This window comes from Nocardia wallacei (genome assembly GCF_029868745.1).
Lineage (GTDB): Bacteria > Actinomycetota > Actinomycetes > Mycobacteriales > Mycobacteriaceae > Nocardia > Nocardia wallacei_B.
Map to the genome: position 1 here is coordinate 1 of NZ_JARWOP010000386.1, position 24,742 is coordinate 24,742.

The 24,742-nt window shown below is 69.2% G+C and carries 18 protein-coding genes; 17 read left to right on the forward strand and 1 reads right to left on the reverse strand.

What is annotated here, in order from left to right:
* Nucleotides 1–905, reverse strand: a 905-nt coding sequence (locus QH470_RS37255; protein ID WP_280277102.1) for a hypothetical protein, incomplete at its 3' end; no start/stop codon positions are given.
* A 194-nt stretch (nucleotides 906–1,099) separates the two neighbouring features.
* Between QH470_RS37255 and QH470_RS37260 the strand changes: the two genes are divergently transcribed.
* From QH470_RS37260 to QH470_RS37340, 17 genes are all read left to right on the forward strand, one after another.
* Complete coding sequence (locus QH470_RS37260) at nucleotides 1,100–2,074, forward strand: C40 family peptidase (RefSeq protein WP_280277103.1); 975 nt, start codon at nucleotides 1,100–1,102, stop codon at nucleotides 2,072–2,074.
* Nucleotides 2,075–2,842: 768 nt separating this feature from the next.
* A complete protein-coding gene (eccA, locus tag QH470_RS37265; protein WP_280277104.1) occupies nucleotides 2,843–4,540 on the forward strand; it encodes a type VII secretion AAA-ATPase EccA in 1,698 nt (565 codons plus the stop codon).
* A gap of 4 nt (nucleotides 4,541–4,544) precedes the next feature.
* A complete protein-coding gene (gene eccB / locus QH470_RS37270; protein ID WP_280277105.1) occupies nucleotides 4,545–6,095 on the forward strand; it encodes a type VII secretion protein EccB in 1,551 nt (516 codons plus the stop codon).
* Nucleotides 6,095–10,102 carry a type VII secretion protein EccCa gene (gene eccCa / locus QH470_RS37275; RefSeq protein ID WP_280277106.1) on the forward strand — a complete coding sequence of 1,336 codons (4,008 nt, stop codon included), beginning with the start codon at nucleotides 6,095–6,097 and terminating at the stop codon, nucleotides 10,100–10,102. The genes eccB and eccCa overlap by 1 nt, the downstream gene beginning before the upstream one ends.
* 103 nt (nucleotides 10,103–10,205) lie before the next feature.
* Nucleotides 10,206–10,526: a PE domain-containing protein gene (locus tag QH470_RS37280; RefSeq protein ID WP_280277107.1), complete on the forward strand. Its 321-nt coding sequence runs from the start codon at nucleotides 10,206–10,208 to the stop codon at nucleotides 10,524–10,526.
* A gap of 31 nt (nucleotides 10,527–10,557) precedes the next feature.
* The gene (locus QH470_RS37285) at nucleotides 10,558–11,907 is read left to right on the forward strand and encodes a PPE domain-containing protein (RefSeq protein WP_280277108.1); all 1,350 of its coding nucleotides are present in this window, start codon (nucleotides 10,558–10,560) and stop codon (nucleotides 11,905–11,907) included.
* Between the two features lie 42 nt (nucleotides 11,908–11,949).
* Nucleotides 11,950–12,333, forward strand: coding sequence for a hypothetical protein (locus QH470_RS37290; protein ID WP_280277109.1), 384 nt, complete (start codon nucleotides 11,950–11,952; stop codon nucleotides 12,331–12,333).
* 36 nt (nucleotides 12,334–12,369) lie between these two features.
* The gene (locus QH470_RS37295) at nucleotides 12,370–12,684 is read left to right on the forward strand and encodes a hypothetical protein (protein ID WP_280277110.1); all 315 of its coding nucleotides are present in this window, start codon (nucleotides 12,370–12,372) and stop codon (nucleotides 12,682–12,684) included.
* 5 nt (nucleotides 12,685–12,689) lie between these two features.
* A complete protein-coding gene (locus QH470_RS37300; protein ID WP_280277111.1) occupies nucleotides 12,690–13,601 on the forward strand; it encodes an ESX secretion-associated protein EspG in 912 nt (303 codons plus the stop codon).
* A gap of 29 nt (nucleotides 13,602–13,630) precedes the next feature.
* Nucleotides 13,631–15,124 (forward strand): AAA family ATPase, encoded by a 1,494-nt coding sequence (locus QH470_RS37305; protein ID WP_280277112.1) that lies wholly within the window; start codon nucleotides 13,631–13,633, stop codon nucleotides 15,122–15,124.
* Nucleotides 15,121–16,644 carry a type VII secretion integral membrane protein EccD gene (gene eccD / locus QH470_RS37310; RefSeq protein ID WP_280277113.1) on the forward strand — a complete coding sequence of 508 codons (1,524 nt, stop codon included), beginning with the start codon at nucleotides 15,121–15,123 and terminating at the stop codon, nucleotides 16,642–16,644. Before QH470_RS37305 ends, eccD begins: the two co-directional genes overlap by 4 nt.
* On the forward strand, nucleotides 16,644–18,002 hold the full coding sequence (mycP, locus tag QH470_RS37315) for a type VII secretion-associated serine protease mycosin (protein ID WP_280277114.1): 1,359 nt from the start codon (nucleotides 16,644–16,646) through the stop codon (nucleotides 18,000–18,002). Before eccD ends, mycP begins: the two co-directional genes overlap by 1 nt.
* Nucleotides 17,999–19,774: a type VII secretion protein EccE gene (eccE, locus tag QH470_RS37320; RefSeq protein WP_280277115.1), complete on the forward strand. Its 1,776-nt coding sequence runs from the start codon at nucleotides 17,999–18,001 to the stop codon at nucleotides 19,772–19,774. Before mycP ends, eccE begins: the two co-directional genes overlap by 4 nt.
* An 11-nt stretch (nucleotides 19,775–19,785) precedes the next feature.
* Complete coding sequence (locus QH470_RS37325) at nucleotides 19,786–20,127, forward strand: helix-turn-helix domain-containing protein (protein WP_232110579.1); 342 nt, start codon at nucleotides 19,786–19,788, stop codon at nucleotides 20,125–20,127.
* A gap of 75 nt (nucleotides 20,128–20,202) precedes the next feature.
* Nucleotides 20,203–21,288 (forward strand): discoidin domain-containing protein, encoded by a 1,086-nt coding sequence (locus tag QH470_RS37330; RefSeq protein ID WP_280277116.1) that lies wholly within the window; start codon nucleotides 20,203–20,205, stop codon nucleotides 21,286–21,288.
* The gene (locus QH470_RS37335) at nucleotides 21,285–22,055 is read left to right on the forward strand and encodes a hypothetical protein (RefSeq protein ID WP_280277117.1); all 771 of its coding nucleotides are present in this window, start codon (nucleotides 21,285–21,287) and stop codon (nucleotides 22,053–22,055) included. The genes QH470_RS37330 and QH470_RS37335 overlap by 4 nt, the downstream gene beginning before the upstream one ends.
* Nucleotides 22,056–22,210: 155 nt before the next feature.
* Nucleotides 22,211–24,742, forward strand: a 2,532-nt coding sequence (locus QH470_RS37340) for an NAD-glutamate dehydrogenase domain-containing protein (RefSeq protein WP_280277118.1), incomplete at its 3' end; no start/stop codon positions are given.

Below are 24,742 nucleotides of genomic sequence, written 5' to 3' on the forward strand. Positions count from 1 at the left end.
CCGGGCGGCGCGGCCGCGAGGGCCGCGGCGGGGGCGCCGGGCGCCGCGTTCGGGTCGGCGGGGGGAGCGCCTCCGGCGGCCTGTTCCTGCTGCTTCTCGTTGAACTTCTGGGCCATGTCGATCACCGTGGGCGCCAGGGACATCAGGCCCATCGGGATCATCGCCAGCATCGGGAGCAGGGAGGCCAGCGAACTGGCGTCGCCACCCCCACCACCGGCCTGAGCGGCGCCCTGTGCGGCGCCCTCGGAGCCGCCCGCGACCGCGTCGTTGACCTCCGCCGCCGCGTTGACCAGCTTGTAGACCGCCTCCACCGCGCGGGCGATCAGCGTCATCAGCTGCTGCTCCTGGGCGGCCTTGAGCTTGCCGCCGCCCACCGCCTCCAGTTTGGCGTTGAGGGCCTTGACGATGTTCTTGATCGCGGCGAGGGTCTTGTCCTTGCCGTCGGCGACGACGATCGCCGCCTTCACCACCTCGTCGTCGAGCCCTACCAGGGCCTTCTGGCGCTTCTGGACCTTGTCGAAGGCCTCGGTGTATTCCTCGGAGGCCTTGCCTTCGCCGAGGTCCTCGTACACCGCCGGTTTCAGCAGGTCGTCCACCTTGGGCGGCAGCACGGGGGTGCCACGGCCGAGGAGGTCGACGGCGGTCTGGATGGCGGTTTCGGCGAGCTGGATGACGGCCTTCAGCCCGGCCGACGCACCGCCCGGCCGGTGCAGCTCGACCGGCCAGTAGTGCTCACCCACGCCCTTTTCTTCGTCGGCCACGTCGGTCTCGGCCGTGCTCAGCATGGCGGGGGTGCCGCCGAGCAGCGAGGCGAACTGCTGCGGAGCTCCGCCGGTCGTCGCCGATTGCCCGGTGAGGAGCGACAACGGATTGCCGAGACCGGGTTGCGCAGTACTCGCCGTCATACCTTCGCCTCCTCGAATTTCCTCCCCATTGTTACTTCTTCCCGAGACTGGGAAGGAGAGGCGTTTCGATCGGGAGATGCTATAGCGCATAGTCGTTGACAACTTCTGCGTGCGCATTCCGCGTGATTCGCGCCGGTGCAGTGTGCTGGCCCGAACATTGAAAGGCAGTCGGTGATGGACGATGGCGAGGTCGTATGGCGCCGGCACTGACAGACGATGTGGACTCGGTCCTGCGTAATCTGCTGGGTCTCTACGGCGCCGGGCAACCCAACCCGGCCGCTCAGGCTGCCGCGCTGCGCGATATCACCGAGAGCGTGACGAACGGCCACCGTGGTGTGGGTTCCAACGGCTACGCCGACTCGCGGGCCATGCAGGCCTCGGTGGTGCAGACGCACGCGGACAAGGACGGCGTCGTCCATCAGGCCGTCGGGACGTCCGGCAACGACACCGTCAACGGGCGTAATCACATCAGCAACCAGATCTCCGACCTGCAGGCCCGGCTGCGGGCGATCGCGTCGATCGGCGATTCGCGCTTCAGCGGCCCCGCGATGCTCGACGTCGCGCACCAGACGATCACCGGCGCCACCCGGCAGGTCGACGCCGATGTCGCCGCGGCGCAGCGGCAGGCCGCGCAGATCTCGCCGCCGCCCATGCCCAAGCAGCGCCAGCGGCATGCGGCGTCGCCGACGCGGCGGCGTCGCCGCCGGCGGTCGCGGGCGGTGTCGTCGTCCGCGTCGCACGGTCCCACCCGCTTGCCACGCATGGGCAAGCCGATCGCCTCGGACGGTACGGCCGGCGGCAATGCCGTCCAGGCCGCGAGCGCCTGGCTCGGCACCGACTACATCTGGGGTGGCGGCGGTGTCGGTGGTCCCACCGGGGGTGGATTCGACTGCTCGGGTCTCACGCAGTACGCCGTCGCGGAGGCCACCGACGGCCGGGTGCATCTGCCGCGCACGACCTACGAGCAGATCTACAGCGGCGTCCGGATTCCTCCGCAGGACGTGCGGCCCGGTGATCTGGTGTTCCCGGCCAGTTCGTTCAGCATGCGGGGGCCCGAACACGTGCAGCTGGCGGCCGGCGGCGGCATGGTCATCGAGGCGCCGCACTCGGGAGCGAAGGTGCGCTGGTCGCGGATGCCCAGCGACGCGGTCGTCGTGCGGGTGATGTGATCCGGCGCGGGAGCTGAGGATTCGGGGCGCGGGAGATTCGAGGGTGCCGGAGATTCGCCGGGCACGGCCGTGTCGAGCGCAAGTGTCACGCGAACAGGCAGGTGCCGCACTGTGGCCGGCAGGTTACCGGCCCTCCGGCCACAGCGCGGCGAAGCTGTCGGGATGAGGGGGTCCGACAGCCACATAGAGGGAACTACCTTCCTTCGCGGCGGCTGGTGGCCGGATCGCGGCCCCCGGGCCGCCGTCCCGGAGAGGGTCAGCGGGATGAGGAACCGTTGACCCTGAGATCAATGTACCGCTAAACAACGGCTCATTCAATAGTGGAACGTGAGAATAATTTCTGACAGTCCGTCCGCGCAGGTGGCGCGGTATCGCTGACGGATCATCCGATGAATGTCGGGCGTGTCGACGGTGTCGATGAAACTTGCTGACAGCCATGTCCGGATAGGGACAGCGGCCGGGAGGGGATTGCTCACCGGCCGCTGCCGTGGAGGTCGCGCCATGAGGATTGGTGGGAAGGCACGACCCGATCGGATACTATCGCTATATAATGGGCCGTTCAATAACGTTATAATTTTCTGTCCACCGGCAGTTAACTAGGTGGCCACGGATCGCCCCTTCTCAAATCTGGGAAGGTTTATTCGTGGTCGCCGAGTCCGGTGTGTCTATCGTTCGGGCAGGCGACATGGCGAAAGGGAAGTCCAGGTGTCAGCGGCCGAGGACGCGTTCTACACAGGTGTTCAATCTTTGGGGTTGGTCGCCGGGGGCGTGCGCAATGAAGCACAGGCAACAGCGGCCTTCCGGGCGGCAACCGACCTGGACCCGGATATGTGCGACGCCTGGCTGGGTCGTGCCATGGCGGGTGAGGTCACGTCCGAGGTGATCTACGGCGCCTATCGTTCGGTGCACAATCTGTATCGCGATCAGCAGCGCGCGGGTTTGGTCGACCGGTCGCTGTGGTGTCAGGTCGAGATCGGGATGTACGGGCTGCGCGTCGCGATGGCCGATCGCGACCAGATCGCGATCGCCCAGGCGTGCTCGTACGCCGCGGCCGGCGAGTGGCAGGAGGCCGAGTCGATCCTCGACGAGGTGCCCCGCGACGACGTGTCCGCCTTCGTGCGGATGTCGCTGTACTTCCGCACCGCCCGGTGGACCGACGTGCTCGGCGCCCGGTCGGACCGGCCGATGCTGGACGACGGACTGCTCGACATCGCCGCCGAACTGATGGCCGCGCAGGCGCTGACCCATCTCGGCCGTTACGGCGAGGCGATGCCGCGGGCACAGCGGATCGTCGAGGACAGCTCCTCGGGCAACCTCTCCTACATCTGGGCCGACGCGCACTTCCTGCTCGGGATGCTGTTGCGGCACACGGGCGATCACGAGGCCTCCGATCGGGTCCTCAAGGGCCTGCAGGGGTCCTCGCTGTGGCTCGAGCGCGAGGAATGGCAGCGCGCGGTGCGCGACAAGGCGTTCCGGCTCGAGGTCACCACGCCGCAACTGCTGGCCTCCCGCCGCGACAAGTGGGATCCCAAGACCGGTGACGACCCGACCGAGGCCGCCGCCACCGAGGCCCGCAAGGAGCGCGAGGCGCTGCTGGCCGAGGCGTCGGAGATGCTGCAATCCCAGATCGGCATGGACTCGGTCAAGGAGCAGGTCGACCGGCTGAAGTCCGGGGTGCTGATGGACCAGGTCCGCGCCCGGCGCGGGCTCGCCGTCGAAGGCCGCTCGCAGCACCTGATCTTCTCCGGCCCGCCGGGCACCGGCAAGACCACCATCGCCCGCGTCATCGCCAAGATCCTCGCCGGTCTCGGCGTCGTCGAGAACGCCGAGGTCGTGGAGGTCTCGCGCAACGACATGGTCGGCACGCACCTCGGGCACACCGCGCCGAAGACCAACGCGCTCATCGACTCCGCGCTGGGCGGCGTGCTGTTCATCGACGAGGCGTACACCCTGATCCAGGAGGGCTTGTCCGGCGGCGACGCGTTCGGCAAGGAAGCAGTCGACACGCTGCTGGCCCGGATGGAGAACGACCGCGACAAGCTCGTCGTGATCATCGCCGGATACGAGGACGAGATCGACCGCTTCCTGTCCTCCAACGACGGCCTGGCCTCCCGGTTCACCAAGCGGATCCGGTTCTCCAGCTACAGCGCGGACGAACTCGTCCAGATCGCCGATCACATTGCGCGCAAGAAGGATTCGCTGCTGTCCGAGCAGGCGCGGGGCGTGCTGCGGGATCGCTGCGAGCAACTGTCCGAGCAGACCCGCAAGGGCCGTCGGCTCATCGATCTCGCCGGCAACGGGCGCTTCGTGCGCAACGTGGTCGAGTCGGCGGAGGCAGAGCGCGACTACCGGTTCACCAGGGACAACGTCGATGTGGCCGCAATGACCAACGAGGAGTTGATGACGATCGACGCCTTCGACATCAGTGCCGCGCTGGCCGGGTTGGCTCCTTCCACGACAGGCTGACGCCGTGGCGCGTTTCCGGGTGGTGACCAAGCACCAGATCTCGGGCTGGCGGTTCCTGCTGCGCCGGATCGAGCACGCTCTGGTGCGCCGCGACGCCTCGATGATCGACGACCCGCAGCGCGGCCGGTCCACGGCCTTGGCGGTCGGCGTCGCGCTGGCCTGTGTGGCTGTGGCGGGCGCGGCGGTGATGGCGTTCTTCAAGCCCGCGAAACACGTCGACGAGGCGAAGATCGTGTCGGACAAGGACTCCGGCGCGCTGTTCGTCCATCTGGGTGATCGGTTGTTCCCCGCGTTGAACCTCGCCTCCGCACGGCTGATCGTCGGCTCGCCCGACAACCCGGTCCCGGTGTCGCGCGACGAACTGGAGAAGTACGCGCGCGGACCGACGGTCGGCATTCCCGGCGCGCCCGGCAACATGGTGGACAGCGGCGGCAACACCTCGTCCTGGGCGGTGTGCGACGCCGTGCAGATGGGCGCCTCGGCGCCGATCAACCAGCAGACCGGCCTGCCGACGCGGGCCAAGTCGCCGGTGCGCACCACGGCCATCGGCACCACCCTGACCGTCGACGGCGACAGCACCCGGCTGCTGGCCGAGGACGAGGCCCGGCTGCTGCGCGACGGCAACACCACCTGGCTGATCTACCGCAAGGGTTCCGGTGTGGTGCGGGCCGCCATCGACCCGGGTGATTCCGCGGTGGCCCTGGCGCTGGGCATCGATGCCACGGCGCCGGTGATGCCCGCGTCACCGGGCCTGGTCAACAGCGTGCCCGAGACCGCGCCGCTGCGGGTCCCGCAGATTCCCGAGGCGGGCTCGACGGTCACGCTGGTCACCGGGCTGACCGTGCCGGTCGGCGCGGTGCTGACGGTGTCGCTGCCCGATCGTGGCGCGGCGTACTACGTCGTCTCGCGGTCGGGGGTGGTCCAGATCAGCGCGGTGGTGGCGGCGATGATCCGCAATGCCGATTCGCAAGGCATCGCCGGTAGCCGCACGGTCGGGCCGGACGTGATCGCGGCGAATCTCCGGCCCGGAATCTGGCCGGGCACCCAAAACTTCCCGGATCGCCCCGTGCGCGTGGTCGATCCCGAGAAGTCCGCGGTCACTTGCTACCACTGGTCGAAGACCGGCAACGATGCGAACGCGCTGACCGAACTGCTGGTCGGACGGCGGTTGCCGCTGGGCGCCGACGAACAGAACCGGCCCGCCCCGCTGGTGACCGCGCCGTTCTCCGGCGGCGCCACCGCCGACGCGGCGTATCTGCCCCGCGGCAGCGGTCGTTTCGTGCAGGTGACGGGTGCGGATCCGGTGTCGCCGCGCCGGGAGTCGCTGTTCTGGATCTCCGACAGCGGCGTGCGCTACGGGATCAACGTGAAGGCCGAATCGCCCGGCGCCGACCAGACGGTGCGCTCGCTCGCGCTGCAGACGCCGGTGCTGGCGCCGTGGAGCATCGTGTCGCTGTTCGCCCCCGGCCCCGCGCTGTCGCAGGAGGAGGCGAAGATCGCGCACGACGCCATCACGCCCGACGTGGCCGCGGTCGGGCTGGGAGGTGGAGGGTAATGAGCAGCACCCGTCGCTTCGTGCGACCGGCCCGCATGGTGCGTGGCCCGAAGGCGCCGGCGGTCACCGAACTGCGCCTGCAACCGCCGACCGAGTTGCCCAAACCGGTGCCCGCCTCGCGGCTGAAGATGATCATGCCGGTGGTCATGGTGGCCGCCATGGTCGGGATGATGGTGATGATGTTCCGCGGCGGCGGGCAGTTGTCACCGATGATGCTGTTCTTTCCCATGATGATGCTGGGGTCGATGTTCGGCATGCTGGGCGGCGCGGCCGGGGGCGGCTCCAACTCCGCGAGTCTCAACGAGGAACGTAAGGACTATCTGCGCAGCCTGGCCGACAACCGGAAGTCCGTGCACACGGCCGAGACCGAGCTGTACACCTATCTGCGCCACACCCATCCCGGTCCGGAAGGGCTGTCGCGGCTCGTGGGCACCACGCGGATGTGGGAGGTGCAGGTCGCCAGCCCGCAGTTCCTGCGCGCGCGGGTGGGCCGCGGCCGGATCGCCAACCAGGTCCGGGTGATCGTGCCCGAGGCGGCGCCGACCTCCGACCTCGATCCCGTCGGGGTGGTCGAGCTGACGCGGTTCGCGAAGGCGTATTCGACCGTCGGCGGCATGCCGGTGGCGATCAACCTGCTCTCGGCGCCGCTGGTGGCCTTCGACGGCGCCGACGACGGGGTGTACGGGCTGGTCCGCGCGATGCTCGCGGAGATCGTCGTGACCCACGGACCCGACCAGGTCGCCGTCGCCGCGGTGCTGTCGGATCCGGATGCGCCGCAGTGGTCGTGGCTGAAGTGGCTGCCGCACACCCAGCATCCCAGCGACACCGACGCGATCGGGTCCAGCCGGATGATCTATCGCAATGTGGCCGAGTTGCGGGCGAAGGTCCTCGTCGGCCTCAACCGCGGGCCGTTCTCCGCCAACAGCGAACCCAGCGCCGACCGCAAGCATTTCCTGCTGATCGTGGATATGGGCGCGAGCGTGAGCGACCGCGACATCTCGGGTGTCGACGGCTGCACCTGGCTGCGGCTGGGCCCGGTCGAACAGGTCCTGCCGCGCTCGCTGCGGTTCACCGTCGATGCCGAGCGGACGCTGTTCGAGGTGAACAGCCGGGGCACCCGCAAGGTCGGGACGGCCGACGTCATGTCGGTGCCCGCGATGACGTCGCTGGCCCGCAGCGTGTCCCCGTATCGGCTCTCGACCGTGGTGGAGGCCGTGGTCGCCGAGCAGTCCAGCGGCGGCACGTCCTGGGAGGAACTGGTCGGCATCCCCGATCCGGGCGCGATCCGGGTCGAGCGGCACTGGGTGCAGCGCAGCGATTCCGACCGGGCGCGGCTGAACATCCCGTTCGGTCACGACCCGGCGGGCGGCGTGGTCTATCTCGATATCAAGGAATCCGCCGAGGAGGGCATGGGCCCGCACGGTATGTGCATCGGCGCCACCGGTTCGGGTAAGTCGGAATTCCTTCGGACCCTTGTGCTTTCGGCCATCGCGACGCACTCGCCGGACGTGCTGAACCTGCTGCTGGTGGACTTCAAGGGTGGCGCCACCTTCCTCGGTTTCGACCGGTTGCACCACGTCACCGCCGTCGTCACCAATATGGAGGAGGAAGCCGACCTCGTCACTCGTATGGAGGACGTGCTCAACGGCGAGATGGCGCGGCGCCAGCGCATCCTGCGCGACGCCGGGAACTTCGCCAGCGTGGCCGACTACGAGCGGGCACGGGAGCAGGGCGCCCGGCTGCCACCGCTGCCGACGCTGCTGGTCATCCTCGACGAGTTCGCCGAATTGCTGGAGCAGTACCCGAGCTTCTCGAAACTGTTCGTCGCGATCGGCCGGTTGGGCCGCTCGCTGCGGATCCACCTGCTGCTCGCCTCGCAGAAGGTCCCGGCGAACCGGATGGGCGAGTTGGAGGCGCACCTGTCCTACCGAGTTGCCTTGCGTACCAACCAGACCAGCGACTCCCGCGACGCCATCGGCACCGCCGACGCCTACCACCTGCCGAAGAAGCCCGGCTCCGGATATCTGCGCGTGGGCGCCGGCGAGTTGCAGCGGTTCCAGGCGGCGTACGTGGGCTCGCCGTACGTCCCGCCCGCACAGACCTCGGCGGCCTCGGTGCGGCGCGCCCGCCGCGCGGGTGGCGGTTACCGACCGCCGCAGCAGTTCACGGCCGCGCACATCATCGATATCCAGCCGCAGCCGATCATCGAACAGGAAGCGGTGGCGCCGGATCCGGAGACGCAGGACGCCGAGCCGGTGACGATGATGGAGACGACGCTGCAGCAGTTCGCGGGCATCGGCCGCCCCGCGCACAAGATGTGGCTGCCGCCGCTGAACGTCCCGCCCACCCTGGACAAGCTGGTGCCCTCGGTGCAGGCGGGCGGCCTGCACGTCCCGGTCGCGATCGTGGACAAGCCGCGCCAGCAGCGCCAGGACGTCTGGTCGGTGGATCTGTCGGGGGCCGGCGGGCACGTGGCGGTCGTCGGTGGCCCGCAGTCGGGCAAGTCGACCGCACTGCAGACGATGATCATGTCGACCGCCCTGACGCATACGCCCGAACAGGTGCAGTTCTACTGCCTGGACTTCTCCGGCGGCCTCACGGCCATGCGGCACCTGCCGCATGTCGGCTCGGTCGCGCAGGGCCGCGATATCGACCGCATCCGGCGTACTTTCGCGTTGATCACGAACCTGCTCGCCAGCCGGCAGGCGTTGTTCAGCGAGCTGGACATCGACACCATGCGCGAATTCCGCCGCCGCCGTAGCTCACCGGCGGAATCGGCGGAACTGACCGCGCGCGGCGATCTGCACGGTGATGTGTTCGTCGTCATCGACGGCTGGGATATCGGCTTCTCGGTCAACGGTCCGTTCTACGACGAGTACATGCCGACCATGGAGTCGCTCGCGGTGCAGGGCCTGAACTACGGCATCCATCTCATCGCCAGCAGTTCCCGCTGGGCCGCCATCCGGCCGAATATCAAGGACATGTTGCAGACCCGGCTGGAGCTGCGTCTCGGCGACCTCACCGACACGGTCTTCACCTCGCACCGCGCCATCGTCACCGCGATTCCGCCGGACCGCCCCGGACGCTGCATCTCGAGTGAAGGCCTGCACATGCTCACCGCGCTGCCGCGCATCGACGGAGTCGGTGACGCGGAGACGGCGGCGGCCGGGGTGACCGCGGCGACCGCCGAGCTGAACACCAGGTACGCCGGGCGCGAGGCGCCGCCGGTGAAGCTGCTGCCGGACCGGATCGTGCTGACCGACATCCTCGCGAACATGCCGCAGCCGGCCACCCTCGCCCAGCGGCTCGTCGTGCCGTTCGGCGTGCGGGAATCCGACCTCGGCCCCGCCACGATCGATTTCGGCAGTTCGCCGCACATGGCGATTCTCGGGTCGTCGGGTTGCGGTAAGACGACGGTCCTGGGGTCGCTGCTGGAATCGATCCGGACGCGTTTCACGACCGATCAGGCGCGCGTCCTGCTCGTCGACTATCGCCGCCAGCACATGGAGGCCATTCCGCAGGAGCAAATGGTCGGATATCTGACCAGCGAACGCGACCTGATCGAGGCGCTGCCGGTATTCGCCCGAAAGATGCGCGAACGCCGTCCGCCCGACAATGTCACGCCCCAGCAACTGCGGGATCGTTCGTGGTGGAGCGGACCGGAAATCTTTGTCGTGGTGGACGACTATCACATGGTGGTGCAGCGCGGCGCGATGAATCCGCTGGACTCGCTGAAGGATCTGATCGTCGACGGCCGCGACACCGGATTCCACTTCATTGCGGCACGGAATATCGCGCAGGCCGACATGGCGCTGTACGACAGCGTGCTCGGGCAGGTCAAGAACCTCAACTGCGCCGGACTCATCATGGACGGCACCAAGATGGACGGCATGCTGATCGGCGACGTGAAGCCGTCGAAGCAACCGGTGGGCCGCGGCATCTTCGTCGAGCCGCTGCAGTCCCGCCGCGACCTGGTGCAGGGCGCGATGCCCACCCACTCGGAATGAGCCGCGGATACCTTCGCCGACGCATGTTCCCAAGATTGGGGATGCCTTAGCGTTCTTTCTGTACCGCTCGACAAGAGTCGGCGTGAGTTGTTAGGAGACTTCCATGTTTCTCCAGGTAGATAGCGACCATCTCGGCACCATCGGTACCCGGCTGGGTGTCAACGCCACCGCGATGATGGAGTCGATGATGGCGGCGGCTCCCTCCGCTGTCCCGTTTCCCCCGGGGATGGACGATGTCAGCTTCCTGATCACTCAGGTGCTGGCGCCCTACGCGCAATCGGTCTTCGGTGTCACCGCACAGGGCATCGAGCTGGGCGCCACCGGGGCGGTGACGTTGCCGGTGGTCGGGGAGGCCTACTCCGGCCGCGACATCTTGAGCGGTGAGGCCGTGACGGCCCAGGGCGCGGTCGTCGGCGGTAATTGAGTTCTAACCCCTCCACGCGGGAGTTTCTGCCATGGCGATGCCACTTGCTTTCGGCGCAATGCCGCCGGAAATCAATATCGCGCGTCTGCTCGGCGGCCCGGGCGTATTTTCGACACTCATCAGTTCGGCCACCTATTCACTCACCGCGGCTCAGTTGAATGCCGCTGCGGCGGCATTCGACGGTTCCACCTCGGAAATGGCGACGACGTGGCAGGGGCTTTCCTCGAGCAACGCACAGGGCGCGTTCCGCAATTACGCGGCATGGCTGCGGGAACAAGCCGCCGTCGCCGAGACCGCGGGAAAACTCGTGGATGTCGCGGCCGGCGCGTTCTCCACCGCCCAGAGCGAAATGTCGGCGGTGGCAACCTGGCTCGCCTCGTTCCGCGTTCGTGAGACGGCGATGCTCGCCGCCTCGGCGACCATGCCCGGCGCGGCGGCCGGAATGCTGGCCATGGAGGCGGAATATCTCGCGATCTGGGGTACGGCCGCGGGAGTGATGGGTGGCTATGCGGGGGAGGTCGTTCCGGCGCTGGCGGCGCTGCCGCCGCCGCTGACCGCTCCGCCCATCGTGACCGGCGGTGGTTCGGACCTGATGCACCTGAACAACTTCGACGGCCCGCCCGGTCCGCCGGGCCCGCCCGGACCGCCGCCGCCCGGACCACCCGATCCGCCCGGACCCAACGGCCCGACCGGGACCGACGGCCCGACCGGATCGACCAACGAGCCCACGCCCAACGGCGAGGATCTCGGGTCGGTCGGCGACAAGGACCCGACCGGCCTGCAATCCACCGATCCGACGGACACGACGCCGACCGACGCCGCCGACCGCTTCGCCCCCGACATGAGTTCCAATGGCTCCGGCGGTGATTCGAGTGGCTACGGCTACGACGGCGGCTCGGGGGAGCAGCAGGGGTTCTACGGAACCTCGCCCTACTCGACCACGCTGGCCGGATTGAACGGCGGCATGGGCAGTCTCGTCGGGCTCGGCATGTTCAGCGGCGGCGTCGGCCAGATGCCGGGCGCGTCGACCGGGTTCCGGATGCCCTCGAACTGGAACCCCGGCGCGGGAAGGGCATTCGGCGCCGTGAACGAGCCGACCGCCGCACCGGCGGCGAACCGCGCACCGCGCCGCGGTGTGTCCGCTCCCGAGGCGCGCATGCGTCGTCGCCGGCGGGATGAGGAGAAGAACAAGAAGTCGAAGGTGTTCGTACCCGGCGAATTCGAGGAGGTGCCGGTGCTCGAGAAGCCTCCGATCGTCGGCGTCATCGAATACGCCGAGAGCGACCGGCGCGACGACTTGGCCGAACAAACAGTGGCCGTGGGTGTGATCGAACGCGAAGACGACGACGCCCCCGTAGCCCTGTCAGAACGTCCCCGGTAACGCACCGAGGTCGAGTATCCAGGTTCATGGAGAGGAACAGTAATGGCCATTACGGACGTAGATCCCGATCTGGTCCGCGAGACCGCGAACAACACTTTCGTCGGGATGGGTGAGCTCGAGACCCACCTCCGGACGATGTCGGGTGCCCAGGACGAGCTTTTCGTGGCCGTCAAGGGACACACGGGTGACGCCATCTACAAGGCCCTGGCCGACGCTTACGAGAAGGGTTCGAAGCTGGCCAAGGATCTGCAGGGCATCGTCGATGTGATGCAGAAGAACCACGTCACCTTCAATTCGGAGGACTTGGACGCCGCGGCGAAGGTCTACGCGAACATGGGTGGCGACGGCTCCATCGCCGGGAACGACGGCTTTGTCAGCGACAGCGCCGCCACCAGCGCCGCCTCCCGGCTCAACCTCAACATCTGATTCGACAAGCCCGATTGTTCTAGAAAGGTAATTCTCATGACGAAGCCTATTCACGTCGATTACGGTGCCGCGGAAATCGCCACCGGCACGATCGGCCAGCTGGTCGCCGCGATGATCGAGAACACCGAGCGCCTGCGCGGTCTCCAGAAGGGCCTGGAAGCGGTCCTCAAGGGTGCCATGGGCGACGGCTACACGACCACCATGACCAGCTTCAACACCGATCTGACCAACTACGACGGTGCCGTCAAGCAGCTGAACGCGACCGTGTCCCAGAACGTCAACGCGGGCGGGCACATCAACCAGGTCGACATTCAGGAAGGCAACCGGTTCGCGGCTCTCGGCAGGTCGTAATCACCGTGTCGTCGACTGTTCATCCGGCATTCCTGTCGGCAGACGAGGAGCTGGAACCGGAGGGTGACACGGCCGGTCCGGGAGCAGAAGGCGAACCGGTCGCGATCGACCTGAATGTCGATGCCGCCCTGCTCCTGCAGGGGATGGTCGGCATCGACTCCTATCCGCTGGTACTGGCCCTGGTGTCGAACGTGTACCGCCTCGAGGACCAGGACCGGGTGAACGCTGTCGTCGCCGAGCAGCTCGCTGAGGCGGGCATTCTCGTCGGCGGCGGCGTTCATCCCACGGTGGAACATTGGCTGCACTGCCTGTACCGGCCGGATGTGGAATTGGCCGTGCTGGTGCGCGACACCGGCCTGGACGGTGAGCCGGCCGGCATGCTGCGCATGTCGCTGGTGCGTTCCGGCGACACTCACGTGCTGGCGGTGCGAAACGACGACCATGTCGTGATCCAGCAGGTGTTCCAGGAAGGAGAGCAGCTCGATACCCTGACCGCGGCTCTGGTCGCCGCGCTGGGCCCCTGCCCGCCGGTGCGCTTCGAGCCGATGCGCGCGAATTCGGAACAGATCGCCGAGGTGCAGGCCGAACCGGTGGAGCAGCGTCGGCAGGCGCTGCTGGAATTGGGCGCACAGCCGCACACCGCCGGTGTGCTCGACCGAGTTTTCGACGAGGTGGCGCGCCGCGCCGAAGTCGTGATGATCGAGCACCACGACGGCCGGAAGGCCGAGCCGGGCAATGCCTTGACCGTGCTGGATACTTTGTCCGGCCGGTTGGTGGTGACACCGAGTGTCGCCGTGGACGGAACAGTCTGGGCGACCTACTCGCCGGGCGACGACACGGCACTGCAGGCCGGGGTCGCCGCCTTGGTGGAACTACTGCCGAGCCGCAGCTGGTTCGCTACCAGCCGGACCGGGTGACATCCGGCTGATCGAGAGGGACGAGGAACATGAACCGAGCACCGAATACGAACGGACATCCGGCCGAGTCCGTGCGGGCTCGGGGTGGCTACGACGCGTACTTTTCCCCGCAGCAGAGCGCCGTCGAGGCGCCGGCCGAGCAGCCCGCGCCGACCGAGAACCGGTCGGACGCCTTCCGCTACACCTCCGGACTCCCCACCCAGGCCGCGTCGGCGCCCACGGTCGGTACCCCGGGCCAGTCGCAGCACGATCGGACGCCATCCACGCCGCCGCCCCAGGCCGCGCCGCCCGCACCCGTCCAGTCCGCGCCCGCGCAGCCCCCGTCGGACCGGTCCGCCCAGTCGCAGTCACAGCAACCGAACTCGGCACAACAGCAGCACGCTGCGTCGCAACCGCATGCGGCGCAGCAATACTCGGTGCAGCAGTCGGAGGCGACGGCCGCGCAGGTCCGGCCCCAGCAACAGCCCCGCGCCGCGGAACCGACGCCGCCGACCCGCTCGGTCTCCGACGAGGGCCGCGGGTTGGAGCGCATCGACCGCCCACATACCGACGTCGCGTATCCCGAGGTGCTGCCGGCCTCCCTGACGTCGATGGACCTGCTGGCCGAGATCTCCGCCACCCGGCGCGCACAGCTGCGCTCGACCCAGGGCATGCGCGGCGCGCTGAACAAGGTCGGCTTCAATCTGGGACTGTCCCCGGCGGAACAGCGCACCGAGGAGCGCCGCGGGCGCATCCGGCGCCAGCTCACCTCGACCTATCAGATCGCGGTGGTGAGTGTGAAGGGCGGCGTCGGCCGCACCACCGTCACCGCGGCGCTCGGCTCGACATTCGCGAGCCTGCGTCCCGACCGCGTCGTCGCGGTGGACGCCAACCCCGACTTCGGTGATCTGCCCACCCGCACCAGGCCGCACCCCTACGGCCTGACGCTGCGGGATCTGGTCCGCGCGCAGAACCTCGAGGCGTTCTCCGCGGTGCACTCGTTCACCTCGATCAACGAGGCCGACCTGTCCGTGCTCGCCTCGCCGTGGTCCACCGAGGCCGTCGAGGCGCTGTCCGGTCCGGAGTACGGCAATGCGGTCGCGGTGCTGCGCCGGCACTACAACCTGGTGATGGTCGACTGCGGCACCGGCGTGCTGGATTCCGTCACCGGCGCCGTGCTGCAGACCAGCGACGCCGTCGTGGTCGTGACGCCGCCGACGGTAGGCGGCGTGAAAGGCGCTGTCGCCACGCTGAACTGGTTCGCGGCGCACGGCCTGCAGCACCTGATCGCCAACTCGGTCGTGGCGATCGTGCACCCGCAGGCGGCGAAGCCGATGGTGGAGGTCACGCAGATCGAGAAGTTGTTCGCGACCGCGCAGCGGCCGACTTTCCAGTTGCCCTACGACGAGCATCTCGCCGAGGGCGGCGAAGTGGACCTGCGGTTGCTGGAGAAGGAGACGGCGCTGGCGTTCGAAGAGTTGGCGGCGGCACTCGGTGACGGGTTCCCGGGGCAGGTCGCCACGGGTCGTGGAGGACGGTTGTGAGTACAGCGGTGGCCGGGCCGGCGGCGACGCCGACCCAGGCATCGGCGGAGGTGGCGCGGGCACGCATCGCGGTGATGGTGTCCTCGTATCAGGTCGACGTGGTGGTGCCGACCAAGTTCACGATCGAAACGTTCATGGACGATCTGCTCGCGGTCCTGTCGCGCGCGATCGATGACGAGAGCATCGACTTCGCCCCGCCCAGCGGGCAGTGGAGTCTCGCCCGCCCCGGGGAACTGCCGATGCCGCGCTGGCGCAGTCTCGCCGACCACGACGTCATCGACGGCACGGTGCTGATGTTGTCGGCGGTGGAGTCCTCCGAGGTGTTCACGCCGGTCGTCGAGGACATCACCGACGCGCTGGCACTGATCAACGAGCGGGAGTTCTCCGAGTTCGACCCGCGCACGGTCGCGATCACCGGTGTGTCCGTGCTGGGCGTCGGCGCGATCGCCGCGGCCGCGCTGCTCTCGTGGTCCTGGATGCGGTCCGGCTCGGTCCTGTGGTGCGGGTTGCCGGCGTTGCTGCTGGGCCTGGTCTGCTGGATCGCGGGATTCGCGCTGCGCCGCCGCGACGACGGGGAGACACTGTGCCTCGGGCTCGTGCTGTCCGCGCTGCCGCTGCTGTTCGCCGGTGGCGCGATGCTGGTGCCGGCCGCCTATAGCGAACCCGGTCCGTTCGCCGCGGCCAATGTCGCCGCGGGCGCGGTGGTGGCCGCCACGGCGGCGGTGACGACGCTGCGATTGACCAGGGTGAGCACGACCGTGCTGACGGCGGTGCTGGTGATCACCATCGCCGTCGCGATCGCCGCGCTGCCGATGGCGTATCTCGAGGTGTCCGAGCAGCACATGACCGGCGGCGCCGTGTTCGTCGGGCTGATCCTGCTGACCGCCGCACCGCGACTTGCCGTGGTGGCGGCCCGGATTCGGCCCCCGGACCTGCCCGACCCGGGCACCGAGGTGGCCCCGGCCACGCTGACCGACATCTTCGACGCCGAGACCGCCACGGCCGACGATCCGGGTCCCGACCGCACCGAGGACGATCGCCGCCGGGCGCTGCGCATCGAAGACCGCGCCCGGCTGGCGGTGACGAGCCTGCGCGGCCTGATCATCGGGTCGGCCACGGTGCTGGCCGCGGCGACCGTGCTGTCGGCGGCCGCGAGCCCCGGCGGCATCCGCGAGATCGTGCTGGCCGCGGCCGTCGCGGGCATCGTCGCCTTGCGCACGCGCTGGTACCCCGATCGGATTCAGGCGATCGCCCTCGTCGTCGCGTCGGCGACCACGGTGGTCGGGGTGGGGGCCGTGGAGGTCGGCGCCTACGCGACCCCGATCGCTCGCATGGTCGTCGTCGTGGTGGTGGCGGTGGCCGCCGCGGTGGCCTGCGTGGCCGCGCTGCGATTGCCGGGCGTGCGGCTGTCGCCGGTGACCCGCCGGGTCATCGACCTCGTCGAGTACGCGCTGATCCTGGTCGTCCCGGTGCTCGCGTTCTGGATCATGGGGATCTACACCGCCATGCGAGGAATCTGATGAACCCTGCCGGTATCGGCATCCGGATCTGCGCGGCGATGGTCGCCGGCGTGATCCTCGGCGTAGCGGCCGGTCCGGCGGGTGCGCTGCAGCCGCCGGAGGTGATCGTGGGGGCGGCGCCGCCGGACGGCCCCCCGGGACCCGAGGTCCCGACGAAGCAGGAGGACGGCTGCCTGGCGACCGGCCTGCTGCCGAACAGCGACGTGACGCAGGCCCCGCCGCCGGAGACCTCGCTGGACCTGTCCCGAGCGCGGGCGCTGAGCCGTGGCGCCGGTGTCACCGTGGCCGTGGTGGACACGGGGGTCACGCCGAACCCGCGCCTGCCCAACCTCATCGGCGGCGGCGATTACGTCGCCGCCGGCGGCGACGGGTTGTCCGACTGCGACGCGCACGGCACCCTGGTCGCGGGGATCATCGGCGCGGCCTCCGACCCGGCGGACAAGTTCGTCGGTGTCGCGCCGGAAGCCTCGATCATCTCGATTCGCTACCGCTCCAACGCTTTTCGCCCGGAGAAGCCCGACTCGGCGCGGGAGGGCCAGTCCGTCATCGATATCCGGACGCTGGCGCGGGCGATCACCCACGCGGCGAATCTCGGCGCCGGGGTGATCACGGTCGGGCTGCCGGTCTGTGTCACCGCCGAGGCCCAGGTCGACCAGTCGATGCTGGCGGCCGCCATCGGCTACGCGGTGCACGTCCGCGGCGCGCTCATCGTGGCCGGTGCGGGCAACACCAGCGGCACGGGCTGCGCGCAGAACCCGGACGTCGATCCCGGCCGGCCGAGCGACCCGCGCAACTGGCGGGACGTGAAGACGATCTCCGCGCCCGGCTGGTTCGCCCCCGACGTGCTGACCGTCGGCTTCACCACCGCGTCGGGAACGCCCATGTCGGGCTCGCTGATGGGACCGTGGGTCGGCATCGCCGCCCCGGGCGCCGGCATCGAGTCGCTCGGTCCCGGCGGCACCCAGCTCATCAACGGCGTCGGGTCGGCGGGCAAGCTGGTGCCGGTGGGCGGGGCGTCGTTCGCGGCGGCGTACGTCAGCGGCGTGGCGGCCCTGCTGCGCTCGCGGTTCCCGTCCGAGACCCCGTCGGAGATCATGGCGCGGCTGCAGGTCAGCGCGCACGCCATGCCGCGCGGGCTGGACAATCTGGCCGGCGCCGGAATGATCGATCCGCTTGCGGCGCTGAGCTATCGGACCCCGCCCAAACCACCCGAGGACCTGTACAAGCGTGCCACGCTGGTGCTCCCCGATCCGCCGCGGCCGCGCGACCTGAAGCCGCTCGTGGTCTCGGCGGCGATCGTGGTGGGCACGCTGGTGCTGGGTGTGGGTGCGGACGGCGTACTGCGGAGGCGTAGGTGAGTTTTCCGAGTGTTCGGGTCGGAGGAGTCGAACGCGGCCCGTTCGCCGTGCTGACGGTCGGTGGGGGTCCGGTGCTGGCCGGGATGTCCGCCCATGCCCCGTGGTGGACCCTCGGGGTAGTGGTCTGCGTGCTGGTGGCGGCGGTGACCGTGCGCTTCGGCCATCGCACCGCGGTGCGCTGGCTGCTGGACTGGGTGGCGTTCCGGGCCGGCCGCGAATCCCGTGCCCGCGACCGGTCCCGGCCGTGGGAGGTGACCGATGTCCAGGTGGCCGCCGGGGTGTGCGGCGTACACGAGGACGGCACGACGCTGGTGGCGATGATCCAGCTGGCCCCGGATCTGGACCTGCCCACGGTCATCGCGGAGCAGACCATCTACACCGAGGACACCATCAGCGCCGAATCCCTGATGCCGCTGCTGGACCAGTACGGCATCGCCGTGGACATCGACATCGTGACCACCGGTCAGCGGGTCCGTCCGGGCGGCAGCTACAGCATGCTCTACGACCAGCTGCTCGGCTCGCACCCGGTGGTCGGCAACCGGATGTCCTGGCTGGTGGTCCGCCTCGATCAGGAACGCAATCTGGAGGCGCTGACGCGCCGCGGGCCGTGCGCGGAGGTCGCGCCGAAGGCGCTGGCCAGTGCGGCCCATCGGATCGCGGGACGACTGCGGGAACGTGGCATCAACGCTCAGCCGCTGCCCGCCGACGCGCTGTGGCGCGCGGCCCGGCTGCTGCACGCGGGTGTCGAGCTGTCGGATCTGCGGGAGAAATGGGGCCATCTGGAGTCCTCGGTGGCGAGCCGCAGCATCAGTAGTTTCCTGATCGACTGGACGCGGCTCGGCGACACCGGCCTGGACGACTGCTGGTCGTGGAACCGCGGCCGGACGACCGTGGTGGTGAGCCTGGCCGGCGGCGCCGTGGGCGCCCGCGGCCTGGTGCGATACGTCGGCCCCGCGGTCACCAGCGCGCCGGTCGATTATCTGCTGCCATTGGGCGGCCGGCAGTCCGCCGCGCTGCTCGCCTCGCTGCCGACCGGCACGTCGGTGCGGGCCGTGCCGAGCGACGAGCAAGGCCGCGACATCGCCTCCCAGCAGGTCGTCGACGGTCTCACCATGGCCATCGGCCCGAACGGCCAGATCCTGGGCTCGATCAGCGGGCAGCCGCGGCATACGCTGGCCATGCCGCTGTTCGATCCGTCGCTGTACAACCCGCAGCGCCGCACCATCGATGTGCGCGCGGAATTGCCTGTCGCACAACAGATCGTGCTGCGCGCGATGGTGGTCGGCGCCGACGTCGAGGTGTATTCGGCGCGGCCGCAGCGGTGGGAGCAACTGGTAGCGGCGGTGGGGGATCCGGCGTCGCTGCGGCTGGTCCCCGAGGAACAGCCGGGCGCCCCCGTCTCGGATCAGGAATCGCAGGCCATGGTGACGGTCTTCGACCAGGTGCCGCCGCGCGCCTCGGCCGCGCCCACCACCGTGACGATCAGCGACCCGGGCGAGCCGCGCCGCCGCACCGCGGATCTGGCCATCGATCAGGTCAGTCCGTCGGCCGTCGATGTCGGTATTCCGATGCGGACCGTGCGGGTGGATCTGATCGAGCCGCGCGGTGAGACACGGTATCTGGACTACCTGGACCCGGGCGGCAATCCGAGGGTAGGTGACCCCGCGGTGATCCCGCCGGAGAACGGGCACGGTCCCGTACCACCGGTGCCGCCCATAGGTGACCGGTCGGTAGGGCGAGGCGAAGTAGGTCGGGAAGAAATGGGTCGGTAATGTTTATCGGCGTGGTAGCGGACTCCCAGTCGGAAGGCGATGCACGGCACGAACCGGACGGGGAGGGCGCGCTCACGCCGCGGCAGGCGGCGGCCGCGATCTTTTCCCGGCGATTGTCGGAACTGATCTCGGAATCGGTGGTGTCGACCGAGGACGGTTCGACGCGGTCGTTGACGCTCTACTCGCTGGCGCAGCACCTGGAGCTGGCCTATCCGGATGTGCCGGTGTCCCAGTCGGGCCTGTACCGATTGATCCACGGCGAGGCCATTCCGCGGCTGGATCTGATTATCGCGCTGGCCCGTGTTTTCGACGTGCCGCCCGAATATTTCATCACCGCCGAAAGCAATTCCTGATCGCCGCCCGCTGTTCTCAGCAACGGGAAGCTCGGCCCGCCCGCGCCCGCAGCGGGTATGGATACCATCCTGAACATGCCCGCCGAGGATCCGGGAGACGTATTTCTTCGCCACCGTAGCGCGGTCCTGGACGCGCTGCTCGCCGATCCGGGGCTGGAACCGAACGGGGCGGCCGCGGTCGGCGAGCCATCGGCGTCCGTGACCGGCACAGCGGTTCTGGGCGAAGAACTTTCGGGGGACGACACCGGCTCCGCCGAGTCGTCGTCGGCGGCCCTCGCCGGTGCGGACGCCCCCGAGGCCGCTCGGCGTCGTCCCAGTTCCGGGCCCAAGGCCAGCGACCGAATTCTCGCCCTGCTGAACGGGCAGCCGGCCGACTCGTCGGCCGGTCTCGAGTTCACCGCGGACCATTCCGAGGCGGCCGCGAGCCGCCTGCGCGCCTCGGCCGAACCCGCCGAGACCCGGCAGGAGCCGACGCCGCCCGCGCCGGAGCAGAAGTCGGCGGCGTCGAAACCGGCAAGCGTCGGCGAACTGGGCAAGACCGCGGTGGTGCACCTGCGCAAACCGAAGGTGGCGCTGGCCGTCGCCGGTGTGCTGGTGCTGCTGCTGATCCTGGTCTTGATGACCACCGGCGGCGAGGATCAATCCAGCCAGAACGTGGTGGTCACCCAGGCCTCCGGCGGCACTCCGCTGCAGACCTCCGCGCCCCCGGCCACCCCCGCCGCCTCGCCGATCCAGGTGCAGTCCGCGAAGGCGCACTGCCCGCAGGGCAGCACCGAGGGAATGGACGCCTTCTCCGGCGAGTCGGGCAAGGCGTGGCGGTGCCCGCGAGCGTACAAGGTCGACGGCCAGGTGCTGACGATCGATCTCGGCAAGACCTATCAGGTGGATTCGATCGGCATCGTGCCCGGGTTCGACGCCGTCGGCTCGGACGGGATCGACCAGTGGAACAAGTACCGGACGGTGAGCCGGGTGTCCTACCGGTTCGACGACGCCAACGCCACCACCTACACCCAGCAGACGCTGGACCAGCGCAACGTGGTCACCACGGAGATCAAACCGGCGGTGAGCGCTTCGAAGATCACACTGACGGTCCTGGAGTCCAAGGGTGATCCGTCGGTCAACATCACCGCCATCTCCTCGATTGTGATCACCGGACATTGACTCTGTCGCATCTGATCTGCCAGTACTGCTCGCACCGCAACGGCGGTGCCGACTCCCGATGCGCACACTGTGGCGCGCCGCTGACGGCCGGTGCGCAGCCGGAACATCCTGCGGGCCACCAGTTCTCGACCATGACGGGCCGGTTGATGCACGGCGCCGAGCACGCGGTCGAGGACGTGGCGAAGACCGCCGAGGGCGCCGGCAAGGAGGTGGCGTCGGACGCGGCGAAGATCATCACCGAGCGGCTGGCGTCGATGTCGTGGCGGACGGCGGTCGCGATCCTGGTGGCAATGGTCATTCTGGCCATCCTGGTGATGCGGTCGTGTAGCGGCAGTACGCCGGATCTGTCGTCGGTCGGCGGGCTCGGCGGGGCCGACGGTGTGCTCGGAGGCGGGTCCTCCTCGGTCGAAAGCCTGCCGGAGCCGTTGCGCGGGGCGGCGAACTGCCGTTCCGCCGATCCTTCGGGCGCCTCGGAATCCTGTGTGGTCGAGGCGAATTCGGCATTGCTCTCCGGCGGCATCACCGGCGGCCGGTCGCTGACCGTGTCGGTGCAACGAGAGCAGCCGAACCGGGTGGCGGACACCATCGCTCGCTGGCGCGCCGCCGGAGCGACGACCGTGGCCGACGGCACGGTGTTCGCGGCGGTGGGCCCCTCGTCCACGGTGATGTACGCGGACAGCCGCAGCGGTCTGCGGCTCGAGACGGGCGCGTTCACCGATCGGTCGGGCGCGCGCACCTTCCTGCAGCGGTCGGGTCTACTCCGCTGATCGGCCGGGCGGGCGGCCCGGCACGCTGTTCCTGCTGGTGGGGACAACCTTGCCAGGAAATAATGTTACAATTTCTAACGTACCGCTAAGTAATGTACCAATCTTTGGTAGACAGATCGGGTCGGCGGGAATTCGCAGTCAGGGAAGGTACAGGAATGGTGGCGACCACCCAGCAGACGGTCTCGTGGAAGCGTTTCCGTGACAATCCGACCGATCTGGAGGCGATCTACTTCCGCTGGATCCAGCCCGGCGCCGCCACACCGGCGATCAGCGACCGGGCCCAGCAGATCTACCGCCAGCACCTCGAACTCGCGGCACTGCGCCCACCGGGCCGCATCCTCGCCCGCGTCTATCGCAGCGGCGACGGTTTCGGCCCCGCGATCCAGATCGTCAACGACGACATGCCGTTGCTGGTCGACTCGGTGACGTCGGCGCTGCGGCGGCTGGGCGCACCGGTCACCGAGGTCGTCCATCCGGTCTTCGACGTGCTGCGCGACAGCCGCGGCCGGTTGCGCGCGCTCGCGCCCGCCGAGGGCGACGGCACCGCCGTGCCGGGCCGCGGCGGGCACGCCGTGCGCGAGTCCTGGATGCATGTGCAGCTGGGCGCGGAGGTCGAGGACGAGCTGATCGAGCGGATCGAGGCCGCGCTGCCCCGGCTGCTCGAGACCATCCGGCAGGTCGACGACGACGCCCAGGCGATGGTGCGCACGATGCTGGGTCTGGCCAACCGCCTCGACCACGCCTCGGAGTGGCTGCCCGGCGACGAGGTGACCGACTGCGCGCGGCTGCTGCGCTGGCTCGCCGACGGCCACTTCACCCTGCTCGGGTACGGCTACTACCAGCTGTCCGGTGCGACGCCGCCGCAGCCGGGATTCCCTGACCCGGACAAGGTTCCGGGTACCGCGCTCGGCGTGCTGCGCGGCGAGTCGGGCGCGCAGATCGCCGTGCCGGCCTTCGACGGCGACAGCTCGGTGCTGCGACTGGCCAACGGATCCGCGGACGCGGTGATGCCGGGTTCGCCGGACATCTACTTCGTCAGCGTCGGCGACTACGGCGAGCCGGACCTGCGGGCACAGCAGGGCGGACAGCGCCCGGAGCGGCCGAAGGGCGCGCACGTATTCGTCGGCATGTTCACCGTGGCCGGTTCCCACGAGAACATCCTCGACATCCCGGTCATCTCCCGGCGCGTGCATCAGGTGATCGAGTGGGCCGGATTCGGCCTGAACTCCTTCTCGGGCCAGGCGCTGCTGGAGATGCTGCAGACCTTCCCGCGCGTGGAGCTGTTCTCCACCGACGCCCGGCGCCTGTTCGAAACCGTCTCGGCGGTCATGAATCTGGGCCTGCGCCGTCAGGTGCGGCTGTTCATCCGGCGCGACGGCCGCAGCGGCGCGGTCTACTGCCTGGTCTACATGCCTCGCGACCGGTACGGCACCGAGGTCCGGCTGCGGATGGCCGATGTGTTGCGCGCGGAGTTCGACGCCGAGCAGCTCGCGTACTCCGCGCGGGCCACCGAATCGGAGTTGGCGGTCGTGTATTTCACGGTGCACCGCCGGCCCGGCGCGGAACCCGCCGACATCTCCGAATCGAACCGTGAGCGCATTCAGGAACTGCTGTTCGCCACCACGTTGACCTGGTCGGACCGGTTGGTGGCGGAAGCTGCCGGGGTGCCGACGGTCCCCGCGGCACTGGTCCGCAAGTACGCCGAGGCGTTCCCGCCCGGCTACCAGCAGGAGCACGACCCGTCCCGCGCGCTGGCCGATCTGCAGCGGCTCGAGGGACTCGCCGACGGCGACATCGACACCAACCTGTACCGGCGGGCCGGGGCCGCGGACGACCAATGGCGTTTCGCGCTCTACGTCGCCGGTGCCGAGGTATCGCTGAGCCGCATCCTGCCGCTGCTGCACAGCCTCGGCGTCGAGGTGGTCGAGGAGCGGCCCTACGCGCTGGACATCGCGGACGGTTCCCGCCGCTGGATCTACGATTTCGGGCTGCGGATCCCGGCCGCGGCGCTGCGCGGCGGCTCGGTCCCCGCGGCCCCCGGCGCGCCGACGGTGTCCGAGGACGATCTGCGCCGCCGGTTCGCCGACGCCTTCGCCGCGATGTGGTTCGGCCGCACCGAGAACGACGGTCTCAACGAACTGGTGCTGCGCGCCGGTCTGGGCTGGCGGGAGGTGTCGATGCTGCGGGCCTACGCGAAGTACCTGCAGCAGGTCGGCTTCGCCTACACCTTCGGCAACATCACCCGCGTGCTGCTGACGCACCCGACCACGGCGCGCTCGTTCGCCGAACTGTTCGAGGCGTACTTCGACCCGGAGGGCGTCGGGCCGGTGGCCTCCGCGCGCGCCGCGGCCGCCGCCGAGCGGTTGCAGGGCGAGATCGACGCGGTCGTCAGCCTCGACACCGACCGCATCCTGCGCGCGATTCTCGGCCTGATCACCGCGACCCTGCGCACCAACTACTACCGCCAGGACGACAGCGGCAACCTCACCGAATACCTCTCCTTCAAGTTCGATCCGCACTCGATCACCGAATTGCCCAGGCCCAAACCGCAATTCGAGATCTTCGTGTATTCACCCCGGGTAGAGGGTGTGCATCTGCGGTTCGGTCCGGTGGCGCGTGGCGGGTTGCGCTGGTCGGACCGGTTGGAGGATTTCCGTACCGAGATTCTGGGTCTGGTGAAGGCCCAG

Bases quoted from the DNA above. Each gene is read 5' to 3' on its own strand.
- QH470_RS37260 (WP_280277103.1), top strand. From the start codon at position 1,100: ATGGCGCCGGCACTGACAGACGATGTGGACTCGGTCCTGCGTAATCTG.
- eccCa (WP_280277106.1), top strand. From the start codon at position 6,095: ATGAGCAGCACCCGTCGCTTCGTGCGACCGGCCCGCATGGTGCGTGGC.
- QH470_RS37280 (WP_280277107.1), top strand. From the start codon at position 10,206: ATGTTTCTCCAGGTAGATAGCGACCATCTCGGCACCATCGGTACCCGG.
- QH470_RS37285 (WP_280277108.1), top strand. From the start codon at position 10,558: ATGGCGATGCCACTTGCTTTCGGCGCAATGCCGCCGGAAATCAATATC.
- QH470_RS37290 (WP_280277109.1), top strand. From the start codon at position 11,950: ATGGCCATTACGGACGTAGATCCCGATCTGGTCCGCGAGACCGCGAAC.
- QH470_RS37295 (WP_280277110.1), top strand. From the start codon at position 12,370: ATGACGAAGCCTATTCACGTCGATTACGGTGCCGCGGAAATCGCCACC.
- QH470_RS37305 (WP_280277112.1), top strand. From the start codon at position 13,631: ATGAACCGAGCACCGAATACGAACGGACATCCGGCCGAGTCCGTGCGG.
- mycP (WP_280277114.1), top strand. From the start codon at position 16,644: ATGAACCCTGCCGGTATCGGCATCCGGATCTGCGCGGCGATGGTCGCC.
- QH470_RS37330 (WP_280277116.1), top strand. From the start codon at position 20,203: ATGCCCGCCGAGGATCCGGGAGACGTATTTCTTCGCCACCGTAGCGCG.